The organism is Vibrio sp. MM46 (assembly GCF_027587135.1).
Taxonomy (GTDB): Bacteria; Pseudomonadota; Gammaproteobacteria; order Enterobacterales; family Vibrionaceae; genus Vibrio; species Vibrio harveyi.
Genome location: NZ_JAPPTO010000019.1, coordinates 87,774 through 106,017, shown reverse-complemented (window position 1 = coordinate 106,017; position 18,244 = coordinate 87,774). Strand labels below are relative to the sequence as shown.

Here is an 18,244-nt window from a genome sequence, read left to right as displayed (position 1 = left end):
CTGATGCTCTATCATGACACCGTACATTTCTCGAAGTACCTGAATGCCAACTTTCTTGGCCTTCCAGTGCTTACATTGTACTAGGCTTAGCTCTCCATCTTTCGTCAACCAAATATCAATGCCGCCGTCAGGCTTTTGTGAAAAAGACTGCTTCACCGCATAGCCTTGATGCTTAAAGTACTCGCCGACATAGGATTCAAACTCTAGCCAGCTTAATTGGTGAAATGGCGTGGTTACTCGTCTCGAACGAATATGTGAAGTGGTCGTCCGATACATCTGCCTTCTCTGAAATTGTTTAAAAAAGGCAATCGGCGCGGGAATGAAAAACAGCAACGCAAAATACGGTGCGAACATGGAAAGGTTTGGGGCTATAGCATTGAAAACAAAGTTGTTACTGCTGGCAGCAAGCCCTGGTAATACGTATGAAAGAGCGACATACACACCTATCGATAAAATCACACTTAACCACCACGGTGCATCCACCAAATGCCAGATGATGCCATCACTTTTCCTTGCCATTAATCTTTCCTTGAATATGCACTAAAGTGCATTTAATCATAGTTTGACTGGCAGGCAAATCATGATGAGCATTAATCGATAAAACAATTCGTTACGGGCTCCAATTGTTATCTTCTACTTTCTACTAATGCAACTTCCCCAAAACATCGTGTCACTCCGAATATTTTTGCCTACTAACGTCACAAAACTGAACTGTTAGAGATAGCCTAAATCCGCTCATATCACTATGCAAAGTGTGAACTTTCAGATTAGAACGTTTAATCTCGCTACCTACTCAACCAAATGCACTATTGAATGCTCAAATTTCCCGTCAAATCACCACAGTGATGAGTATCATAGAGCTTGATACAGTTCGACTATTTAACGTGTGGCGGTGAACCCTTTTCCGCTCATTTCCTCGTTGTTATAAGAGCCGAATGGTATGGTTAATGATGTAAACTTCACCTTTGATGTTTCCGGGTTCTCCGGTGCATTTAAAGTCGAAAGCTTCCGGGTCACGGAAACAGTCTCTTCCCCCTTTGAAATAAACCTGACGGTGTTGTCCGACGACGATGCCATCACGTTTGAAGCCTTAAGTCGAAAAATGGGCGTCCTGAGCCTGTTTGGTCAAGGTGTAGGAACGGCTCGCCAGTTTAACGGCAGTATCTCTGAACTTCGTTACTTAGGCTCTGGCCGCCGCTTCTCGCGTTATCATATTACCTTGGTTCCACACCTCTGGTTTCTCACTCAGCGTCAGGACTGTAGCATCTTTCAGATGCAAGCGGCGCCCGACATCCTTCGTCAGGTATTTGATGATGCAGGCATGAGCGATTACCGCTTTGAACTGTCAGCGCAATATGAAGCGAAAGAGTACGTTCTCCAATATCGTGAGAATGACCAGCACTTTGTGCAGCGATTAATGGCAGAGCATGGGCTTTGGTACTATTTCGAACACAGCGACGCTGGGCATACTATGGTCATTGTAGATAGCAACGATGCGATACCTGAGCTTATCAGTTCACCCACTAATGCTTCTTACCTAGGACCTGTGATTTATCATGCCCAAGGTGGTGGCACGCCAGATCGAGAACATATCTTCGACCTTGAGCAAATCCATCGAACTCGCACTGGGTTAGTGAGCTACGGCGATTACAGCTATCTCACGCCAAAAATTCCGCAAGGTACAAGCGCCGATGAAGGTCCAAACTTTGATTTGCAGCGCTACGACTATCTTGGTCGCTACACAACGCCAGAACTAGGTCAGCAGCGTGCAACAGAGTGGATGTCCGAATACACGGTGGACAGCCATCAGATTGAAGCTGCGAGCGACATCATGCGTCTCACCGCAGGTTACAGCTTCGATATCAGCCAGCATCCTCGTTCCAACATCAACCGTGATTACCTCATGTTGACGGTGATGCACACGGGCTTTAACCCTCGTGTGCACGAAGAAGAATCGAGCGATGAGCCTACGACTTATCACAATCAGTTTGTCTGCTTACCACGAGACGTAACATTCCGTGCACCTAAAATGGCGTCACCTGTCGTTGATGGTCCTCAAACTGCGGTTGTGGTTGGTCCTGCGGGTGAAGAAATCTACACCGATGAATATGGACGCATCAAAGTTCAGTTCCATTGGGACCGCTATGCGCAAAGTGATGAGCATAGTTCATGTTGGCTACGTGTTAGTCAATCAATGGCAGCACCCAACTGGGGAGCAGTCTATCTACCTCGCATTGGGCATGAAGTGATTGTGACCTTCCTAGAGGGTGACCCAGACCGCCCGTTAGTGACGGGCGCGGTGTACAACGGTTTACATACACCACCATACCCATTACCAGAAAACAAAACGCGCACCGTGTTCAGAACCCAAAGCCATAAGGCTGAAGGTTACAACGAAATGTACTTTGAGGATGAGAGTGACCAAGAAGAGGTTCACTTCCGTGCTCAAAAAGACATGAAGACCAAAGTGCTCAATAACCGTTACCGAGATATCGGTAATGATGAAGAGTTAAAAGTCGGCAACAATCAAGAAAACAACATCTTAGGCGACCGTAAAGAAGTCATTGATGGGCATAAAACCTCCATTACTAAGCAAACCTTTATGGAGCAAGTTGAGGAAGATGTTCACGTTACTTACAACGCGAATGAATCCGAGAAAATCGCCAAAAACCGAGATTTATACATCGATGAAAATCGTCAGACCTTGATTGGTAAAGACGATTCATTGGACGTAGGTCAAGACCAAAATACGGTTATAAAAGCATCGCGCTCTATCGATGTAGGCGCAGATGACACGCACAGTGTCGGTAGTAACCTCAGTGTTGAAGTCAACGGCAATACCTCCATCCGCTCTGATGGTGAAACAGCGGTGGTCTCTGCGGATGAAATCAAGGTGCAAGTCGGTGCATCCAGCTTAGTGCTAAAGAGCAGCGGTAATATTCATTTAAACGGCACTTCAATCACGATTGATGGTGCAGGTAACGTTACCGCGACGGGTGGCAAGGTAGACATCAATCCGGGCGGCGCGGCAAACGGCAACAGCAGCGTTTCCACAAGAAGGCCAAAGAAACCATCGTTGGCGATGAAAGCGATGCCTGTGATGTCACCAGCTGCGTATGCCGGATTGGTTGAAGACGGTACGTTACTGCAAGAGATTTGTGATTGTGGGAGTGGAAGAACATGCCAACTGCACAGCTAAACCCTGAATGGGACATACAACTTAACGAGCCGCTATTTCCATCCGCTGATGAAAAGCTTTATGTGCTGCTTGAACCTACGTTGTGGTCGGGCTGGGAGGAAACCCTATCGGAAGGCGAAAGTGTTCCACTTTTTGCTAACACTCGATTCGCAGCCTTGGGGAATGGGCCGGTATTGGCGGAGGTTGTCAGTAAACAAACACTCGAAAGCGTTAAAAGCCACCTAGAAATGACGCCTTCAGGCTCTCTTCTCTTTACCCCTAGCTCGATGGATATGGCGAGTGTGGCCGAGTCCTTGCGCCGACGCCTTGTCGTGCAGCATGGTAAGACACAGGCGATGATGCGTTTTTATGAACCTCGCAAACTGGTCTCCCTCATCGGGTCAATGACAACCCATCAAAGGCAGCAGTTCTTCCCATCGTTGACTCGTGTCCAATGGTTTGACCGCGATTGGCTGGACGCCTCATGGCACATGCCAGAGCAGAGCACGCCATCCATTTGGGATTTAACACCTTCGCAAACTCAACTCATGAACTTAATCTCAGCCCATTGGCAAGGAGTAAACGCCTAATGAGCCAAACTTACACCATCAAATCCGGTGACACATTGCTACAAATTGCGATTGAGCAAGAGGTGGACTTCACCACATTGCTTGAGCTGAATCCTCAATATCAAGCAAACCCTGATTTTATTCGTATCGGTGAGGCGCTTACCTTGCCGGGTGAATCAGCGATTGAACCCGTTGAGCCTACCTACCCGGTAGAGCCTGTATCAGCGATGCGTCCGTGCTCTAACGACGGCACATTGTTTGCGCCTCCGTTGTGTAAGAAGGGAGAGAGTGTTTATGATGTCGTCTTTATTACAGGCGATGGTCCGCTGGAATATTATTTATTAGACGAGAAAGCCAGCAATCAGCTAGAGCATGAAGCAAAGGAAACTGACCGCTTAGTCGAAAGCTATAAAGCGTTGCTAAGCTCTGCCCCTAGCGATAAAGAGACGACCCGAGAAGCACTTGAGCAACATACTTTGAAAAGAACTGCGTGGTTTGAAGATGCCATGCACGCGGGTATCTTCGGCGATAACAGCCGCCCGTTAAGCCCAGCTTCACAACGTGCCGCCGCCATGAGAGCGGCGCAGCCCAAGCCAAACCCGAACCTCGATTTAACTCAAGACAGACTCACTTCACTGCAACAGCGAAAAGCTTTTGTAGAGCAATACCGCTACCGTTGGCTTGAAGAAACCTCGATGGAAACACTGAGAAAAGAAACCCTTCGTCAGTTAGACCGTCAAATTGATGCATTCAAAAAGCTAGAAACGAAAGCAAAACCCAAAGAAGAAAGCCCAACCAAACTTGGCATTGAGGCAGGCAACTTCACCAATGATAAAACTCAGCTTGTAACACAAAAGGCCAAGCGTCATGTCGTTGAAGCCTACTCCATCAATCAAGGTCGTTACGTGTACCTTCGTCACGCCTTTTTTGAACGAGAAAAGCCACGTTGGAGCCAGTCTTACCATCACAGTAATGCCCACGCGGCGCTCAAGCGAGGGGACTTAAATCGTCTGAGTCAGGAGATTGCGAAAGACATCAAAGAGAGCACCAAAGAGTTTAAGGTCGAAGCGAAGTTTGCCGAATGGAAAGCGGACGGCGGTAAATTCCACGAATGGAAGTCCACTCAGAAATACTTAACGGAAAGTGGTGAAACACGATTTGCGATTAGCCCAGAAGCGCAGTTGCTTCGCTGGGGCGCCCAAGCCAGTGTCGCGACAGTGTTTGAACCCACGAACGGGCGAGTCGACATCGGTATTGGCGCAGAGGCCAGTGTATCGCTCGCAGAAGCCAAAGTCGAAGCCAATCTTTACCTTCCGTACGAGAAAGGTTGGCACATCCGACTCACTTACCTCGATGCAAATAAGAAAACGGCGACTCATTCATTTGGTCGCTTCCGTTTTGTCGGCAAAGTGGCAATTGGCTGCTTTACTGGCGCAATGGCGGAAGGCAGAGCAAGCGTCGCCGCGGGTGGGCGTCAACAAAGCAGAGAGGTCAATGAATATGGTGAAAGCGTTGGCGTCATGTATTCACCGAAAGTGAACCTTGCCCAAGGCGCTAAAGGTGACGTCGGTTTTAAGGTGCAAGGGTTTGCTGGTATGCAGGCCAATGGTCAGTTAGTGGGTGGCGTTGAATGGCTACCACCTAAAAATGCCTCTTCTTCAACAGATGAGAAAGGTACTCAAAAGGAAAGCAAAGAGGCTGAGTTTCAAGCATTAGCCGAAGTCAAACCTGAGGGCAATATTGCGTTTGGCGCTGGCGTCAACGCTGAGTTTCAACTGGCTCTAGAGGGCGGTAAATTTTATGTCAAATGCTCAGGGCAGATTGTTTGTGGTTTTGGTGCTGGCGGTGGTTTTGGTGCAATGCTAGACACGACCCAACTCTGGGCATTGACCAAAATTATTTTACAAGGATTGCAGTACGTTGATTATCGGATGCTTAACAATATTAACCCACTTGCTTACGAATATTTAGTGAATTCAACACTGGTTGCATTTGCTAGAGACCTGATTGGCGAACCTTCCCAATCATTTGAAAAAGTATTGACGGCGGGTAAAGATGCTGTGGACGATTGGAGGCAGAGTTATAATGATATTCTTGATCGTCAGGAAAAAGCTAATTCATTAGCTCATCGTATTCTTGATGACTCAACGTTATCCGGTGTGCCATTTGAGCAATTGTTACCCGAGGCTATTGGGGTTATGCTTGATGTCTTGGTTGAAGAGTTTTTGTTTAGTTTTAATGAGCAGCAAGAGAGTGCGATACATAAATTGCTGTGTAAAAGCACTTACAGTTGGCATAAGTTTGAAGAGATTTTGCAACGCATGAACTCAGATGGGCGTGCGATTGCAGGCGAGAAAGCGATGTTTGATAACCTTGCGCGCATAAATGCGATTTTGGACAACATCCAGCAGCATGACTTTAACTTGTGGGTGACGCAGTTAGCAGAGAAAAATAAACTGGATGCTACCAGCATGCCTTACACACCGTTAAGTGGTGAGGATCTTGCACGCAAGAAAGCCCAAATTACCGCGTCTAATGATGAATATCTGCCGTATCGATAAACCTAACAAGCGAGGAAATTGGTTGCTGTGACCGATTTCCTCTTTTTAGGTTAGGCCCATCACTTGGCTGGCACGGTTTGCTGAAGCGCGCAACGAAAGCTTACTGATGGATAATATTTTTTATAGACAGGGAGATGGTGGATACGTGAAAAAACCATGGTCGTTCCTCCTGCATCTCGAAGCGCTTTTTCTGTGCCTGACTCAGGGCCTTGCGGATTATGCTCTGGTGAGACAAGGTAATAATCTTTGGCATACCAATCATTTACCCACTCACTTATTTGGTTCGACATGCCTGCTACACCTAGAGGGTTGGGCGGATACGCATCCACATCTTCGATGCGCTTAGCTGCATTCACCTCTTCATCGGTATACTCAATATAACGATCGGATGCGGGATCAAAGTAATAGCCATCTTGGAGTTGGGCATAGCCATTATTGGTGGCGAAATACACTTTTTTTCCACGACTTCTGGCGGCATACTCCCATTGTGCTTCCGTTGGCAGATCAAATGGTAATGCGCTGACATCACCTAGCCATTGACAATAATCTTTAGCCTCTTGCCATGTTTTCGTTGATGCAGCATTATTTTTTCGCTTAGTTATTAACGCATTATAGAACTTTGTACCTCTCTCAACGTGTCCTCCAGTTTTGGGTAAATTACGTCCAACAGGTAGTCCCGTGAGCTGGCGCATCCACTCCATATCGACAAAACGCGTTTCAAATTTTGCAATCGAGTATGAGTCCAGTGTTACCTTGTGCAGGTTATAAGCACCGGTTTCTCCGGTACTCGGGGAGCTAAAGCACTGTACATCCGGTGACCAATCCATTCGACTTGGTGTGCCGCTTGGAATTTCGCATGGCGCACCAAAGTCCCCCATATCAAAACTTCCACCTTCAACAAATACAAGCTCTTCAATCGCTCGAACGACGGTTTTTGCCGCTCTCAACTTTTGCACTTGAGTTGCTTCTGGATAAAGCTTATTGATGTTCGACACAATCGTATCGATTTGCTTTTGAGATACGGTCTCGCTAGACACTGGGATTGTTGAATTCTCGCTATTGCACGCAACCAATAAAGGAAACACACAAGTCATACCTAACCATCTGTTTTTCATTTGATATCCCTTTTACTTTATGAGCATATTTTACGCAAAAATAAAAGGCGAAAACAGTTTCAAAGACACTGTATGACTAGTTATAACGACTTCGTTCCTGTTTTAGAAAAGACTTTGATGGCTACTAGCAAGAAAGCAAATGTGCGGTCTTGCTCCACTGTATTGTATCGATCCCAAAACTCCCAGTGACTTTGCCTATTGCATCAATTGATGCTTAAATCACACACAGAAACACTGATGTTGGAACGAATATCTGTGTGATTTTGTCCTATACGGGATCGGTTATTGGAGGCTGAAAGTGAAAAAAGTAGAATTAGAGGATGCGCCAAAGATTAATGTGAAAGAAGTCATTGAACAGCGTAGGCTTAGTAAAATAAAGATGGCTAACAAACTCCTCAAGCAGACATCTAGTCAATCTTCTATGACGTACCCAACAGTTACCGTTAAGAAACTGAAATCTTCCTAATACTCGAAATCATGACAAAAGAGTCCGCACTTTTTTAGTGACTAAATCAGGCTCAAGCTCCGGTCTCATTGTTACGCTCACATGCCCTGTAGCCATATCAACAACCGTTATATTCCTATCATTTTTTCCAAAGATAAACGGCTTCGCTGAAAGTAGCGTTCTAAAGTATCAAGATCTGGGTTGGCCTCATAAAACGCTTTGGCTTTTTCTTCTTCTAAAGGTGTTATTGGCATTCCCCGGTTAATCAAGTGAGCATTCTCTATATTTTTGAGTCGTCGGTTTTGTATGTCTTCAACTGTTAGGTAAGTTTCTTTTAATAGTTTATGCGGGGGAAGATAATGTTCGATTTGAAAAAAGCACCCACCCATTTCTTCCAAATAGCGCTCGGCTATTGTTGGTTCGTTTTCAATGTCTGAAATATCTTGATCCCAGCTATGCGAGGCTGATTTGTACGATACACTTTCGTCTGAGTTTTGATTTTGATGATTTGTTCCTCTTTGGAAAGGGGATACAGTAGTGGGTTTTGTTTCTAAAGTATCAACTCTTAAAAATAGCTTGTCGTTAAAATCAACCGAAGAATTAGTTAACTGGTTTCCGGTATTCAATAACATCTGCATCCAGAATACCTCTTTACTGAAGGCCGTTTTTTCATCATGAATGTCCGACTCAAGAACAACCACACTAATCGGCTCATCCGTTTCTGACCAAATCTTCTCTATTCGTTGATGCTTAAGTGAGAAAGTATGCGGCTCATTTAAATGTTCTTTTAATCTGATCCTTACATCGCGTCTTGTGCGTCCAACGTAAAAAATAGTATAGGTCAATGGATCAACTAGTCCATAAACTGTAAACATCGTAACCTCTAACGCTCTGTTAAATAGAATATATTTATCATCCTTCAAGTCTTAACTTCTTGTCAAAAAGATGAGGCTTATGTAAGCTTTGTGCTACGGGGTTCGTGTGTCCCAGTTAGCCACCCAACGGCGAAGGTCGCTTCAGACCAACATCAGACAAGCAAATTCTCTCATTCTTGCAACTTAACTTGAGATGCAGGTGTGTCGGTGGCTACACATTATCCTGTGTTAAGGGGTTAGTTGTGTCTAAATCCAATAAAACCAACCATCTGGTCTTTCCGTCAGGTAGAACAGTGAAAGCCTGCCGTAATGACGTAAAAAAAATTAAGAAAGAAGCTACGTCTTTAGGTTGTAAGCTGAGTACTAGTCGAGCTCTTGATATCATTGCAGAAAAAAATGGGATATCTGGAGGTTGGCACAAGGCTATCAATCAACTGTCCATGGTTGATGCTGTCAATACCTATCCTGTGAATGTATTATATTCCCCCAATGGCAAGGTATATTCCTCAACTATCTACGGTGTGCCCCCATCACTGAAAGATGAGGATGTTAAGAGACTTATATCAAGTAATAATCCTAGTCGCTTATCTGAAAATTTGCGTGCGCGTGTAGGTTTAGACAGAACATTTTTTAGTGCGGTATTGAATGAGAAAGGCCAAGTGTACCGGACAGTAAAAATTGAAAGCTTCGAGGATTCACATGCCTTCCACCATAGTATGCACTCTTTAGGCTACTACCAGTTAGCTGAAGATTTCATCCCGGATAACTACAGACATTACGATATAGTCTTTGCTCCCGAAAGGAGCTTACATTTTCAGTTCCCCGGCTGGAGTAAGCGTCCCATTGATCTAACTGCTTCTCTTCAAATGCGAATGGTACTGTGGCTTGACTATATGGATAGTGAACCACCAATAGATAATAACGAAGATTTTTGCGAACTTAGAAAGTGCCGCCCTAATTGGACGTTTGATATGTGTGCCATTTACTGGAAATTTGCAGTGGAACTGACAGGCCTCCCCTTTAAAGAGACTCCTGATGCAGATATTCAAAAGATCGTTCAGTATGCAACTCTCTCTGCGGTAAAAGGGTTTCATGCCCTTATAGATAAAAGGGAAAAAGTGGCCCAGTCCAACCTTTAACACTTGTTCAAGGGTTCTAATTACATCACTGACAAGCTCAAAGAGGGAGCTGATTACTCATAGACATCGCGTGAAAGTTCCGGGGGCTCCTGCACAATTGGGCAACAATTTGTTGCCCAAATTATTCTTATTGAGGCTTACTGTGTTCGAAATACACTCTGGGGCATTTTTGATTTTGACTGATTTGTGCAACAGGTTGCGCAATTGGGAAACGGCTTGTTTCACTAACACGCGAGTCTGATTTTAGCCAACAGGTTGTTGACCAAACCTTTCATCGGGAAGGTCTTTCTCATCATCGAACATCACAATGCTTCGACGATGCTCCTTTAGAGCAGATAATGCAACTTGAAAACAACTTTCACACATATCAAGGTGGTGGGTAATACCGTCCATTTTTGACCCAAATCCCCAGTTAGCAGTCAGCTCACCAACCTCTTCTAACTTAACGCCATTTGAATCGACCATCACGCTAGTACCACAGATATCACAACATCGATCAACAACGACCTCTATCGTTTTTTGTCCATAAACTTTCATTGTGAACTCCTGTCGCTGATAAGATTAATCATTACTTGGATGTTAACCAGTACCAAATAACAACTAAGCAGTAGCTGAAATTATAGCTGTCCTATAGGCAACTGAGCAATTAACAAAGTCGCTGAATTTTCATTGTTACTCAGCGAAGTATCCTTCTTATGTAAACATGTAAAACGTGTTAGTAAAACTAAGTCATGAGGCAGAGCAACAGGGAACAGGCTCAATTGACGCTGGCACAGAATGGGGCAAAACCTTCTTAGAGTATTCAATATGGAAAACTCACTTAGTGAAGGGTCCAGTTTGGCTGGAGCAGATTACTCCTGATTAGAAATCCAAATTCAGCGCTTTTTTGACGGGTAGCGATAGAATAACGCGCATACCCTCAAGATTTACTTCGCTCAGTTTGTTATTCAGTGCCTCATTCTCTTTTCTGAGCAAACGAACAAGTGCATCAATCTCATCTCTTTTTTTTGCAGCGAGACCATTGGCCTTGTTTTTTCTGTAGGTCTCGACACGGCTCACTTTTCTTTTGGCTAGTTCTCTGTTGCACTTATCCAGAGCCTCACGAAAGTCAGACGACCACTTCACACCGCGCTTTGGGTCTAGGTAGGAAGGCCGAACTCCAATTGTATTAGCAACCTCACTAACCCTAATTTGCCAAAGGCTGTTTTTCTTGAAATCCTCCGGTTTTCGGTGGCTCTTGATGTATGCTTGGCGCTCTTTTTCGAACGTCTTTAGTGCCTGCCAGGCTTCGAGTGATTTATTAGCTGCTGATACCCAAATTGGATGCTCATCTGACTGTCGCTCGAGCTCAGCTTGCAAATGCATTAGGTCTAGACTCATGCTGCGTGCTCCTTCGTGTTTAGCGACGCCTGTAGGGCGTCAATAATCTGCTCGTTCACGGATAGTTTTTTTAGGTGCTTGAGAGCGTTTTTAACTGTTGCGAGTGCAGGCTCACGCCATGCGGCTGGAACACCGGGAGTCTCTAACAGTTTGATGTCATTGCCAATCGCAAGCAAAATACCTTGCACATTGCCCTCTTGAGAGAGGTTGTTCACACAATCAAGGCACAGTCCAGCGCAGGCATTTTGTCTCTGAGGGGCACCTCCAACGGCGCATTTAGCGCGATGCTGGTTACGCTTGAGTAGAATGCAGAAGCCCCACGGATTGGATTTAATGTCTTTGATTTCCTGCTCTGCAAATTGAGCGACTAGGCCATCAATCTTCTCGGTATTAACAACTTGAGTTTTGGCAAAGGCCCTGCGGAGCAGGGTGTTGAGCTTGCCGGCGAAGCCCTTGCCTTTTTTCTTCATATAATTGCTCAGCAGGCTATTGATGGCGCGCCGCTTGACGGTATCATGCTGTCGGCGGTTGTCTTTATTTCGAATGTAAGCAAGCCACATGCTTTGACTGACATGTTTAAATTGTGAACGTATCATCCAGCCCACATCGCCGTCGAAGCGTCGGTATACCGCCTCTGCCCAGATGTGGCGGAGTGCATGGGGGGTAGGATAGAGGCACCCCTCCATCACCTCGTTTACCACTACTTTGGTGTAGCTCGCTGGAAAATCTAAAGATGCTGCGCGAGATTGGATATCTTCTTTTGTTGCATCGCAAAGGTGCTTATCGAGCAGTTGTTGCATTGAGTCTGGCAATTCGCCGCAGCAATAGCGCTCAAGCAGTTTCTGCCGAGAATTTGTTTCAAAAAAGAAAATCACGCGCTCGCGCTCGGCACGTGCTCTGCGATGCGCCTCGATAAGCAGACGGTCATCCAGCAGGCGAGTCCATTCTTCTCTTTCATTTTCCTCAGACAGCTGGGATAGTTGCTGTTGCTCTTCACAAGTTAATACTTGACTTTTCGCTTGCTCGCGCAGTTTGTCGAGTGCTTGCGCTTTGTCTAATTGAACAAAGGGCGGGTAGTAATCAACAAAGTGGCGCCACAGGTTTGAGACACGATACTTGACTGTCTGCGTAGATTTCTCTGCCGCTTTTAGTTTATGACTTGGGTAGAGGGCCGGACAACTGGGGGAAGCTACGACCAACTTGGCCAACTGCTGGGCTGCCAGATAGGTACTTTGAGTAATTTCGCGGTTGAGCTTAGCCTCACCATGTGTCTTTGGTACCACCCATTTTACGCTATAACGAAAAGGCATGGCGTGTTGGTCTAACGCATCACGATTGCGTGTGATGTGGATATCTTGAAGTGACCAACCGTATTCTGATTCACGCCATCCGTTGAGAGCAACCACTTGGGTTAGCCCTGCGTCGGCAACCCTTGCGATAAATTCATGTAAGTAAGTGGATGTTGCCCCCTCTCGTCTCACTAAACCAAGGTATCTAAACCACTCTTCTGTGGGCAAGGCAGTATCGACTTCGTCATGCTGCGCTTTCCAGCGATAGATCAGCCAGTCCTCTAATTTTTTTAAGCCCCCAAGTCGAGGCTCAACGATTTCTGACAGCCATTTGTCGTACAGAGTGATAGTCTCATCCGAGCAAGCGTTATGCTCCGGGTCAAATTTGCACAGAAAAACCATCACAATTTGGCGTAACCAGTCCTGCTCATTGAGCGATGTATCGTCAAGATGGAAATGCTTTGCCATTGCCGCGATTTCCGAGTCACTCAGCATGGCTTCACTGGCCCGAAGAGGGCGAAGGTGACGGTCGTAAATCGTTTGTGTGGTCTGTTGAATCTTGAGTAAGTTGCTGTCGCTCACTCTGCGACGCCCGCTGGTATAGGAGTGAGTGATGCTTCGTGGGAGTTGGGTAACATCTTTGCCTTGCAGAAAGTGGTGGATTGACTGAGTACAGGCAAAGCGGTGAACTCCGCTGAGGTTTATAATGGTATCGACGCTCTCTAAGGTCAGTTTGAGCGCCGTTGCCATCGAGATGTGTTGTGAGAAAAACGTTGTGCAGTGCTCAATGTAGTGGCGGCCGTAATCGAGAGTGAGGTAGTTAAAACTACCTCCTGACTTCCAGTCCGCATACGACAGCTCTCCCCCCGAGACATGTTCAATGACTTCTTTCCAATGTTTGGTTTGTACGTTTTTAGAGAAAGCGCTAGTAAAACCGATAGATTTTAGGCCCAGCTGAGCAAGCGTCCGTCGCCAGTCCCTAATTGCAAAATATTGTTCGACTAAATTAAAACAACAAGGCGTCAAGCGTCGCTCTGGTGCCCCTTCCGCTGACAGCGTATGCATGACAAGGTATCCAAATAATTCTGGGAGGTCATTTTGAGTGATGACGAGCGATCTTTGTTCACGCCCAATGTGTTGTCCGGTATTGTATCGTTCAAACAGCCAGAACAGCCACTTGGCTATTGTATAGAAAGCACTGCGAATTGAAACTGAACTTCTTAAACCACGACACTGTTCAAGGAGTAGTAGCCGAGCCAACCAAGTTGGGCTCATACCTAGCTGAGCGCACCAGTGCTGGTTGTTTTGCTCTAAATGCATTAGCGCTGAAAAATTCAGAGTGGTGCCATCAAAGACCCATTGGCTGGCTGTTATGTCACTAGAGCTTCCGAGGTTTTGGAGCTGTTGTTGCAGCAGCTCGGGCGAAAACTGGTCATGGCTGGCATGCTTTGGTAGCGGTATTATCATGTGCCAACACCTCCGTGTAATTGATTATTAAACAGTGCTGGCAACACGCCACGCAGTCGGTCATATTGCTGACGCCCAGCTCTGACTGTCATTGGACTCAGTCCATTATTCAATAATGAGGACATCCATTCTGCCGTCGGCAAAACCGTGCGTTCAAAGAAAGACAAGGCATGAGCAATAAGCTGATTTGATTGACGCTCGGTTTCTGCTAGGTAATGCAGAAAACACACCACCGTCTCAGGCGTATCCCAGACAATGTATTCATCTGCTTCGCCCACTAACCCTGTATCAGACGGACTCGGTGTGAGAGGCTCTCCCAGCGGGTTAATGCGTACGGATTGTCCTGGTGCTACCTGCATAACCTTGGTTTGCAGACGACGTTCACGTGCCGAAATTACCGCCTGGTCGAGGTTTGGTTTGTAGGCATGATTCTCAATATCAATGAGCACGATGCGCGTTATCCGGCCATTTTGATTCACCCACTCCTTGTTCTGATCAGTCATATAGTGCATTTTTTCAATTGCAGCAGAGTGTGAGTTAACATCCACAAAATCGCCATCACGATACTGGTCGCTGCGCGCTTGAACGGCGCTGGTCTTAATGGCTGAGGCTCCAAAAAGTAATTGTGGTAAAGGTCGAGCGACGGATGCGTGATAGGCGTTGATGCTAGTGGGTTGTTTTAGTTTTTTCTGTCTCGTTTGCCAGGTATTAATGGCTTCACCACCATGGCGTGCACTTGCCATGAACAAACGGCGGAAACGGTCGCTTGCTTTTCGAGTATTCAGCTTTGTTTGAATTTCATGAGAGAGCGTGGTTATTGTCCAGATACGAACTAGACTGCGACAAAAGGTGGTGTATGTACTGTTTGGATGATACTTAACAGTCATTTGGAAATTAGAAAACAAACGTTGATTATCACATGACCATGTGTTGAGAAACTTTATGAGCGCCTTAAATTCGATTTGTTGTGCATCCAGCACTGGTGGCTCTTGGTGGCGACCGCTTCTGCCTTTGTAGTAATTACATTGCAGAGATATAGGGCGGCCTTGCTTGTTGGTGTGGATAGTAAAGTGATGGGGTTTGAGTTTTTTGATATCTGTGACCTGCACGGTCTGCCATGCACAAAGCCAAGCTGCCAGTTGCGACTCGATTTCGCTCGGACTGTCTATGTTTTCAAGTGCAAAGAGAGTTGGTAGAAAGAACGCTTCTTTGTATCGACCGTCTATCCTAGGTGTTAGTGAAACACTCTTGCCTGCCCGTAGAGTACTCCGTAAATACTCGTGTGCCCCAGGCTGGGCAAAATCAGCGAGCAACAAATCAAGGGTACCAGCGGGTAGCGCTGGGTCTCGTGAGGCCAATATCAACAATTCGCGGCAGTAGTGGGCATTACGATCACTTTTGTTCTGTAAATTCTCACCGATGGTGGCGAGGTGAGGATTTTTCTTTACTAACGCTCTGATATCCGACCTGACTTTTTGCACCCACAACAGTGTGCTGGCGATGGTCACGCTAAAGCTTTCCATCAAAAGTTTGGGGCTTTCCATCGCGAGCCAGTCATCATCGCCAACGATTGTGCGTAACCAGTCCATCTGTGAAAACCAGCCAGTGAGTGTATCTGGTATCCGGTTCTCAGTCTCTAGTATCTTAGTGCTGTCAATCAGAGTCTCGATGTAACGATATTGTCCTTCTAATTCACCATGGTCGCAGCCAATTTGTAATAGAGTGAGGATAGGCCGAGCGCCAGTGCTTTGTGGTTTGACATTGCCCTCGTTCACTCTGAAGGCTTGGTAGTCGTTGAGTACGTCAAAGCGGTTACCCTCAGTTAATTGATGGTCTCTCAACCAGTTAAGAAAGGTGGACAGAGAAGATTTATACTGTCTAATACTCTTTTCTGTTAGCATTTCACGCCACCAATCTGAAAGCAGCGCTGTATGAATCGTATGGTAAATCGCTTTTGCATCTCGATGTGGATTGTCCAAGGGGTAGACTTTATCGTCGAGGACCAAGCGAGTCGGTGAGGACAATAGACTTTGTGGCCGCTCAGGTAATGCGATATCGAAGTTATTAGGCGTTTTCTCACTCATGCTGCCCTCCTGTTTCGCGTGATAGCATGACTGTGCGCAGGCGAATATAGCGATGAACGGTTTTACTGCCTTCGGTATGACGAAGTCGCTTACGCACTGTCTCAAGCGCCGCGCTCTCAGAGCGAGTTTCTTGGCCGTTAGAATCGAGCAGTTCTTCATGGAATAGAATGGTGGCAAAGGAGTGGCGAAGGTCGTGGTAACTCAGTGATTGATTGAGGTAAGACAATTGCTTCTTGATGTTCTTGAACATGTTTGACGCATGTTCAACGCTAATACTTTGCCCCTTGCCAGTGTGATCGTATCGAATGAACAGCGTTGTTGCATCAATGCCGGACTCTTCCACCATAGCAGCGCGCTCACCGTCATGATAATCCTTCATTTGCTGAAGTAACTCACGATCAAAATAGATGGCGCCCGTTTTGCTTCCCTTGGTGTATTTTGCGCGAAGAATGTATTCAAATTGCATTTTGCTTGGCGTCGATTCGAGCTCTTCGAACAGTGAGCGTAGGCCTTTGTGCTTTCCGCTGTCATTGAGCTCTAAGCCAATATTTTCAGACGCTCTCAGGCCAACTTCGTAGCCCATTGAAAGGATGAGCTTATCGCGCTTGGAGGTGCATGTGCGCAAGAGATCACTGTATTCATCACTGGTAATATAATTGATTTTCCGAGGCCTGGTATCTTTGTCCGCCATGTATTGTCTTGTTTTGCGGTAAATCGTAGTAGGACGGTTTTGCTCTAGCGGCCAAATCCCGAGGGCGCAAAGAAAGTTACAATACGCAGCAATACCCGCTTGGTGCGCTTTTACAGAGGCGATAGAGTCTAAGCACTCAGGTAAAACATTGTTGAGATAGTCGTTGATGAAACGGGAGGTCAGTTGCTCGGTATAGTGGACGTTAATCAGTGGCTTATCGTTAATGTGGTTTAGTAGCTTGAATACGTGTCCGACGTAGTTGTGAGCAGTATTCTCTGAAATATCACTTTGCGTAAACGCTATCTCTACGTTCTTTGGAGTCCGTTGAGATCTTCTCTTGGTGCCCGTTTTTCGCCAGCCGTATACCGCTTGATTAAGGGACAGATGCAATAGCCATAGATTAGGCAACAATATTGGATCTAAATTATCATCATAGAATGAATGGAGAGTTTCTATCTGGCGACCTTCAAATTCAACGTCGCGACTCAGTATTCTTTTCATGATCATCCATACAGTTGCTGGCAGTATGAATAGCGTAGTAACAGAATTTTGAGTTAGCCAATTTTTCTGTAAAAAAAGTTGCCAATTTTAACGGGTGGGTATTCTGCCGGTGTTCGGCGCGATTTCTGGTTCGTATAGAGCGATATCAAACATGGTATTGAATTAGATTGGTCAAAACAGGCGAGCAGTATATACCCAAGTCACCATGAGAAGCGAGATTCAACACAATGACTGGGTATAGAAGAGGGTAACCTCTCAGCGTGTTGCCCTAATTGTGAGGGATTAACTTAGAGCGCGAGTGTAGTTCTCTTCCACTGCGCGCCAGTTGACCACATTCCACCATGCGTCGATGTATTCGGGACGACGGTTTTGGTAGCTGATGTAGTATGCGTGTTCCCACACATCCAATGCTAGGACTGGTTCACCTTGTACCGCGGCAACGTCCATTAGAGGGTTGTCTTGGTTACTCGTTGACGTAATGTGAATATCGCCATCTTTTACGACCAGCCAAGCAAAGCCAGAGCCGAAAGTATTGATAGCAGCTTGTGCGAACTCATCTTTAAACTTTTCGAAGTCGCCATATTTGTCGTTGATGGCTTGCGCTAGAGCACCTTGAGGTTCACCGCCACCGTTTGGTGACATGCAGTTCCAGTAAATGATGTGATTGTAATAGCCGCCACCGTTGTTGCGGATAGCTGGACTGTGTTGAGAAATGCAAGCGAAGATGTCATCGAGGCTTTGGGTCTCGAGAGCGCTGCCTTTTGCGGCAGCCATGAATTTGTCGTAATAAGTTTTATGGTGTTTGCTGTAGTGAACTTCCATTGTTTTCGCATCGATGTACGGCTCTAACGCATCGTATTCGTATGGAAGCTCTGGGAAAATGTGCGACATTGTAAATCCTCCTTTATGGAGGATTTACTTTAATGTTAATGAAAATCATTATCAACTTT

General features: G+C 45.9%; 14 protein-coding genes. 5 read left to right on the top strand and 9 right to left on the bottom strand.

Features of this window, described 5'->3' with window-relative positions; genetic code table 11:
• Nucleotides 1-519: restriction endonuclease (locus tag OH459_RS20060; RefSeq protein WP_269988335.1), on the bottom strand; the 519-nt coding region annotated here is incomplete at its 3' end.
• Between the two features lie 421 nt (nucleotides 520-940).
• Here OH459_RS20060 and tssI point away from each other — a divergent pair.
• From tssI to OH459_RS20045, 3 genes are read left to right on the top strand one after another with little or no spacing between them, the layout of a single operon-like run.
• On the top strand, nucleotides 941-3,199 hold the full coding sequence (gene tssI, locus OH459_RS20055; protein ID WP_269988334.1) for a type VI secretion system Vgr family protein: 2,259 nt from the start codon (nucleotides 941-943) through the stop codon (nucleotides 3,197-3,199).
• Entirely contained in the window at nucleotides 3,181-3,768 is a 588-nt protein-coding gene (locus tag OH459_RS20050) for a DUF4123 domain-containing protein (RefSeq protein ID WP_269988332.1), read from the top strand. The genes tssI and OH459_RS20050 overlap by 19 nt, the downstream gene beginning before the upstream one ends.
• Nucleotides 3,768-6,308: a LysM peptidoglycan-binding domain-containing protein gene (locus OH459_RS20045; RefSeq protein ID WP_269988330.1), complete on the top strand. Its 2,541-nt coding sequence runs from the start codon at nucleotides 3,768-3,770 to the stop codon at nucleotides 6,306-6,308. Before OH459_RS20050 ends, OH459_RS20045 begins: the two co-directional genes overlap by 1 nt.
• 59 nt (nucleotides 6,309-6,367) lie before the next feature.
• On the opposite strand, the gene OH459_RS20040 is transcribed toward OH459_RS20045, so the two are convergent.
• Nucleotides 6,368-7,423, bottom strand: a complete 1,056-nt coding sequence (locus tag OH459_RS20040; RefSeq protein WP_258476967.1) for a formylglycine-generating enzyme family protein — start codon at nucleotides 7,421-7,423, stop codon at nucleotides 6,368-6,370.
• Nucleotides 7,424-7,721: 298 nt separating this feature from the next.
• On the opposite strand from OH459_RS20040, the gene OH459_RS20035 reads away from it, so the two are divergent.
• The gene (locus OH459_RS20035; protein ID WP_153645163.1) at nucleotides 7,722-7,889 is read left to right on the top strand and encodes a hypothetical protein; all 168 of its coding nucleotides are present in this window, start codon (nucleotides 7,722-7,724) and stop codon (nucleotides 7,887-7,889) included.
• A 107-nt stretch (nucleotides 7,890-7,996) separates the two neighbouring features.
• Here the strand turns inward: OH459_RS20035 and OH459_RS20030 are convergent, their stop codons facing one another.
• Entirely contained in the window at nucleotides 7,997-8,743 is a 747-nt protein-coding gene (locus OH459_RS20030; protein ID WP_122045075.1) for a hypothetical protein, read from the bottom strand.
• Nucleotides 8,744-8,985: 242 nt separating this feature from the next.
• On the opposite strand from OH459_RS20030, the gene OH459_RS20025 reads away from it, so the two are divergent.
• Complete coding sequence (locus tag OH459_RS20025; protein ID WP_269988325.1) at nucleotides 8,986-9,882, top strand: hypothetical protein; 897 nt, start codon at nucleotides 8,986-8,988, stop codon at nucleotides 9,880-9,882.
• A 243-nt stretch (nucleotides 9,883-10,125) separates the two neighbouring features.
• On the opposite strand, the gene OH459_RS20020 is transcribed toward OH459_RS20025, so the two are convergent.
• The 6 genes from OH459_RS20020 to OH459_RS19995 form a co-directional block, all read right to left on the bottom strand.
• Nucleotides 10,126-10,419, bottom strand: a complete 294-nt coding sequence (locus OH459_RS20020) for a hypothetical protein (RefSeq protein ID WP_269988323.1) — start codon at nucleotides 10,417-10,419, stop codon at nucleotides 10,126-10,128.
• A gap of 324 nt (nucleotides 10,420-10,743) precedes the next feature.
• Nucleotides 10,744-11,262 carry a hypothetical protein gene (locus OH459_RS20015; RefSeq protein ID WP_269988321.1) on the bottom strand — a complete coding sequence of 173 codons (519 nt, stop codon included), beginning with the start codon at nucleotides 11,260-11,262 and terminating at the stop codon, nucleotides 10,744-10,746.
• The gene (locus OH459_RS20010) at nucleotides 11,259-14,018 is read right to left on the bottom strand and encodes a hypothetical protein (protein ID WP_269988320.1); all 2,760 of its coding nucleotides are present in this window, start codon (nucleotides 14,016-14,018) and stop codon (nucleotides 11,259-11,261) included. The genes OH459_RS20015 and OH459_RS20010 overlap by 4 nt, the downstream gene beginning before the upstream one ends.
• Nucleotides 14,015-16,102, bottom strand: coding sequence for a hypothetical protein (locus tag OH459_RS20005; protein WP_269988318.1), 2,088 nt, complete (start codon nucleotides 16,100-16,102; stop codon nucleotides 14,015-14,017). The genes OH459_RS20010 and OH459_RS20005 overlap by 4 nt, the downstream gene beginning before the upstream one ends.
• The gene (locus OH459_RS20000) at nucleotides 16,095-17,294 is read right to left on the bottom strand and encodes a tyrosine-type recombinase/integrase (RefSeq protein WP_258476975.1); all 1,200 of its coding nucleotides are present in this window, start codon (nucleotides 17,292-17,294) and stop codon (nucleotides 16,095-16,097) included. The genes OH459_RS20005 and OH459_RS20000 overlap by 8 nt, the downstream gene beginning before the upstream one ends.
• 282 nt (nucleotides 17,295-17,576) lie before the next feature.
• Entirely contained in the window at nucleotides 17,577-18,185 is a 609-nt protein-coding gene (locus OH459_RS19995) for a superoxide dismutase (protein WP_047517344.1), read from the bottom strand.
• Nucleotides 18,186-18,244: the final 59 nt, after the last annotated feature.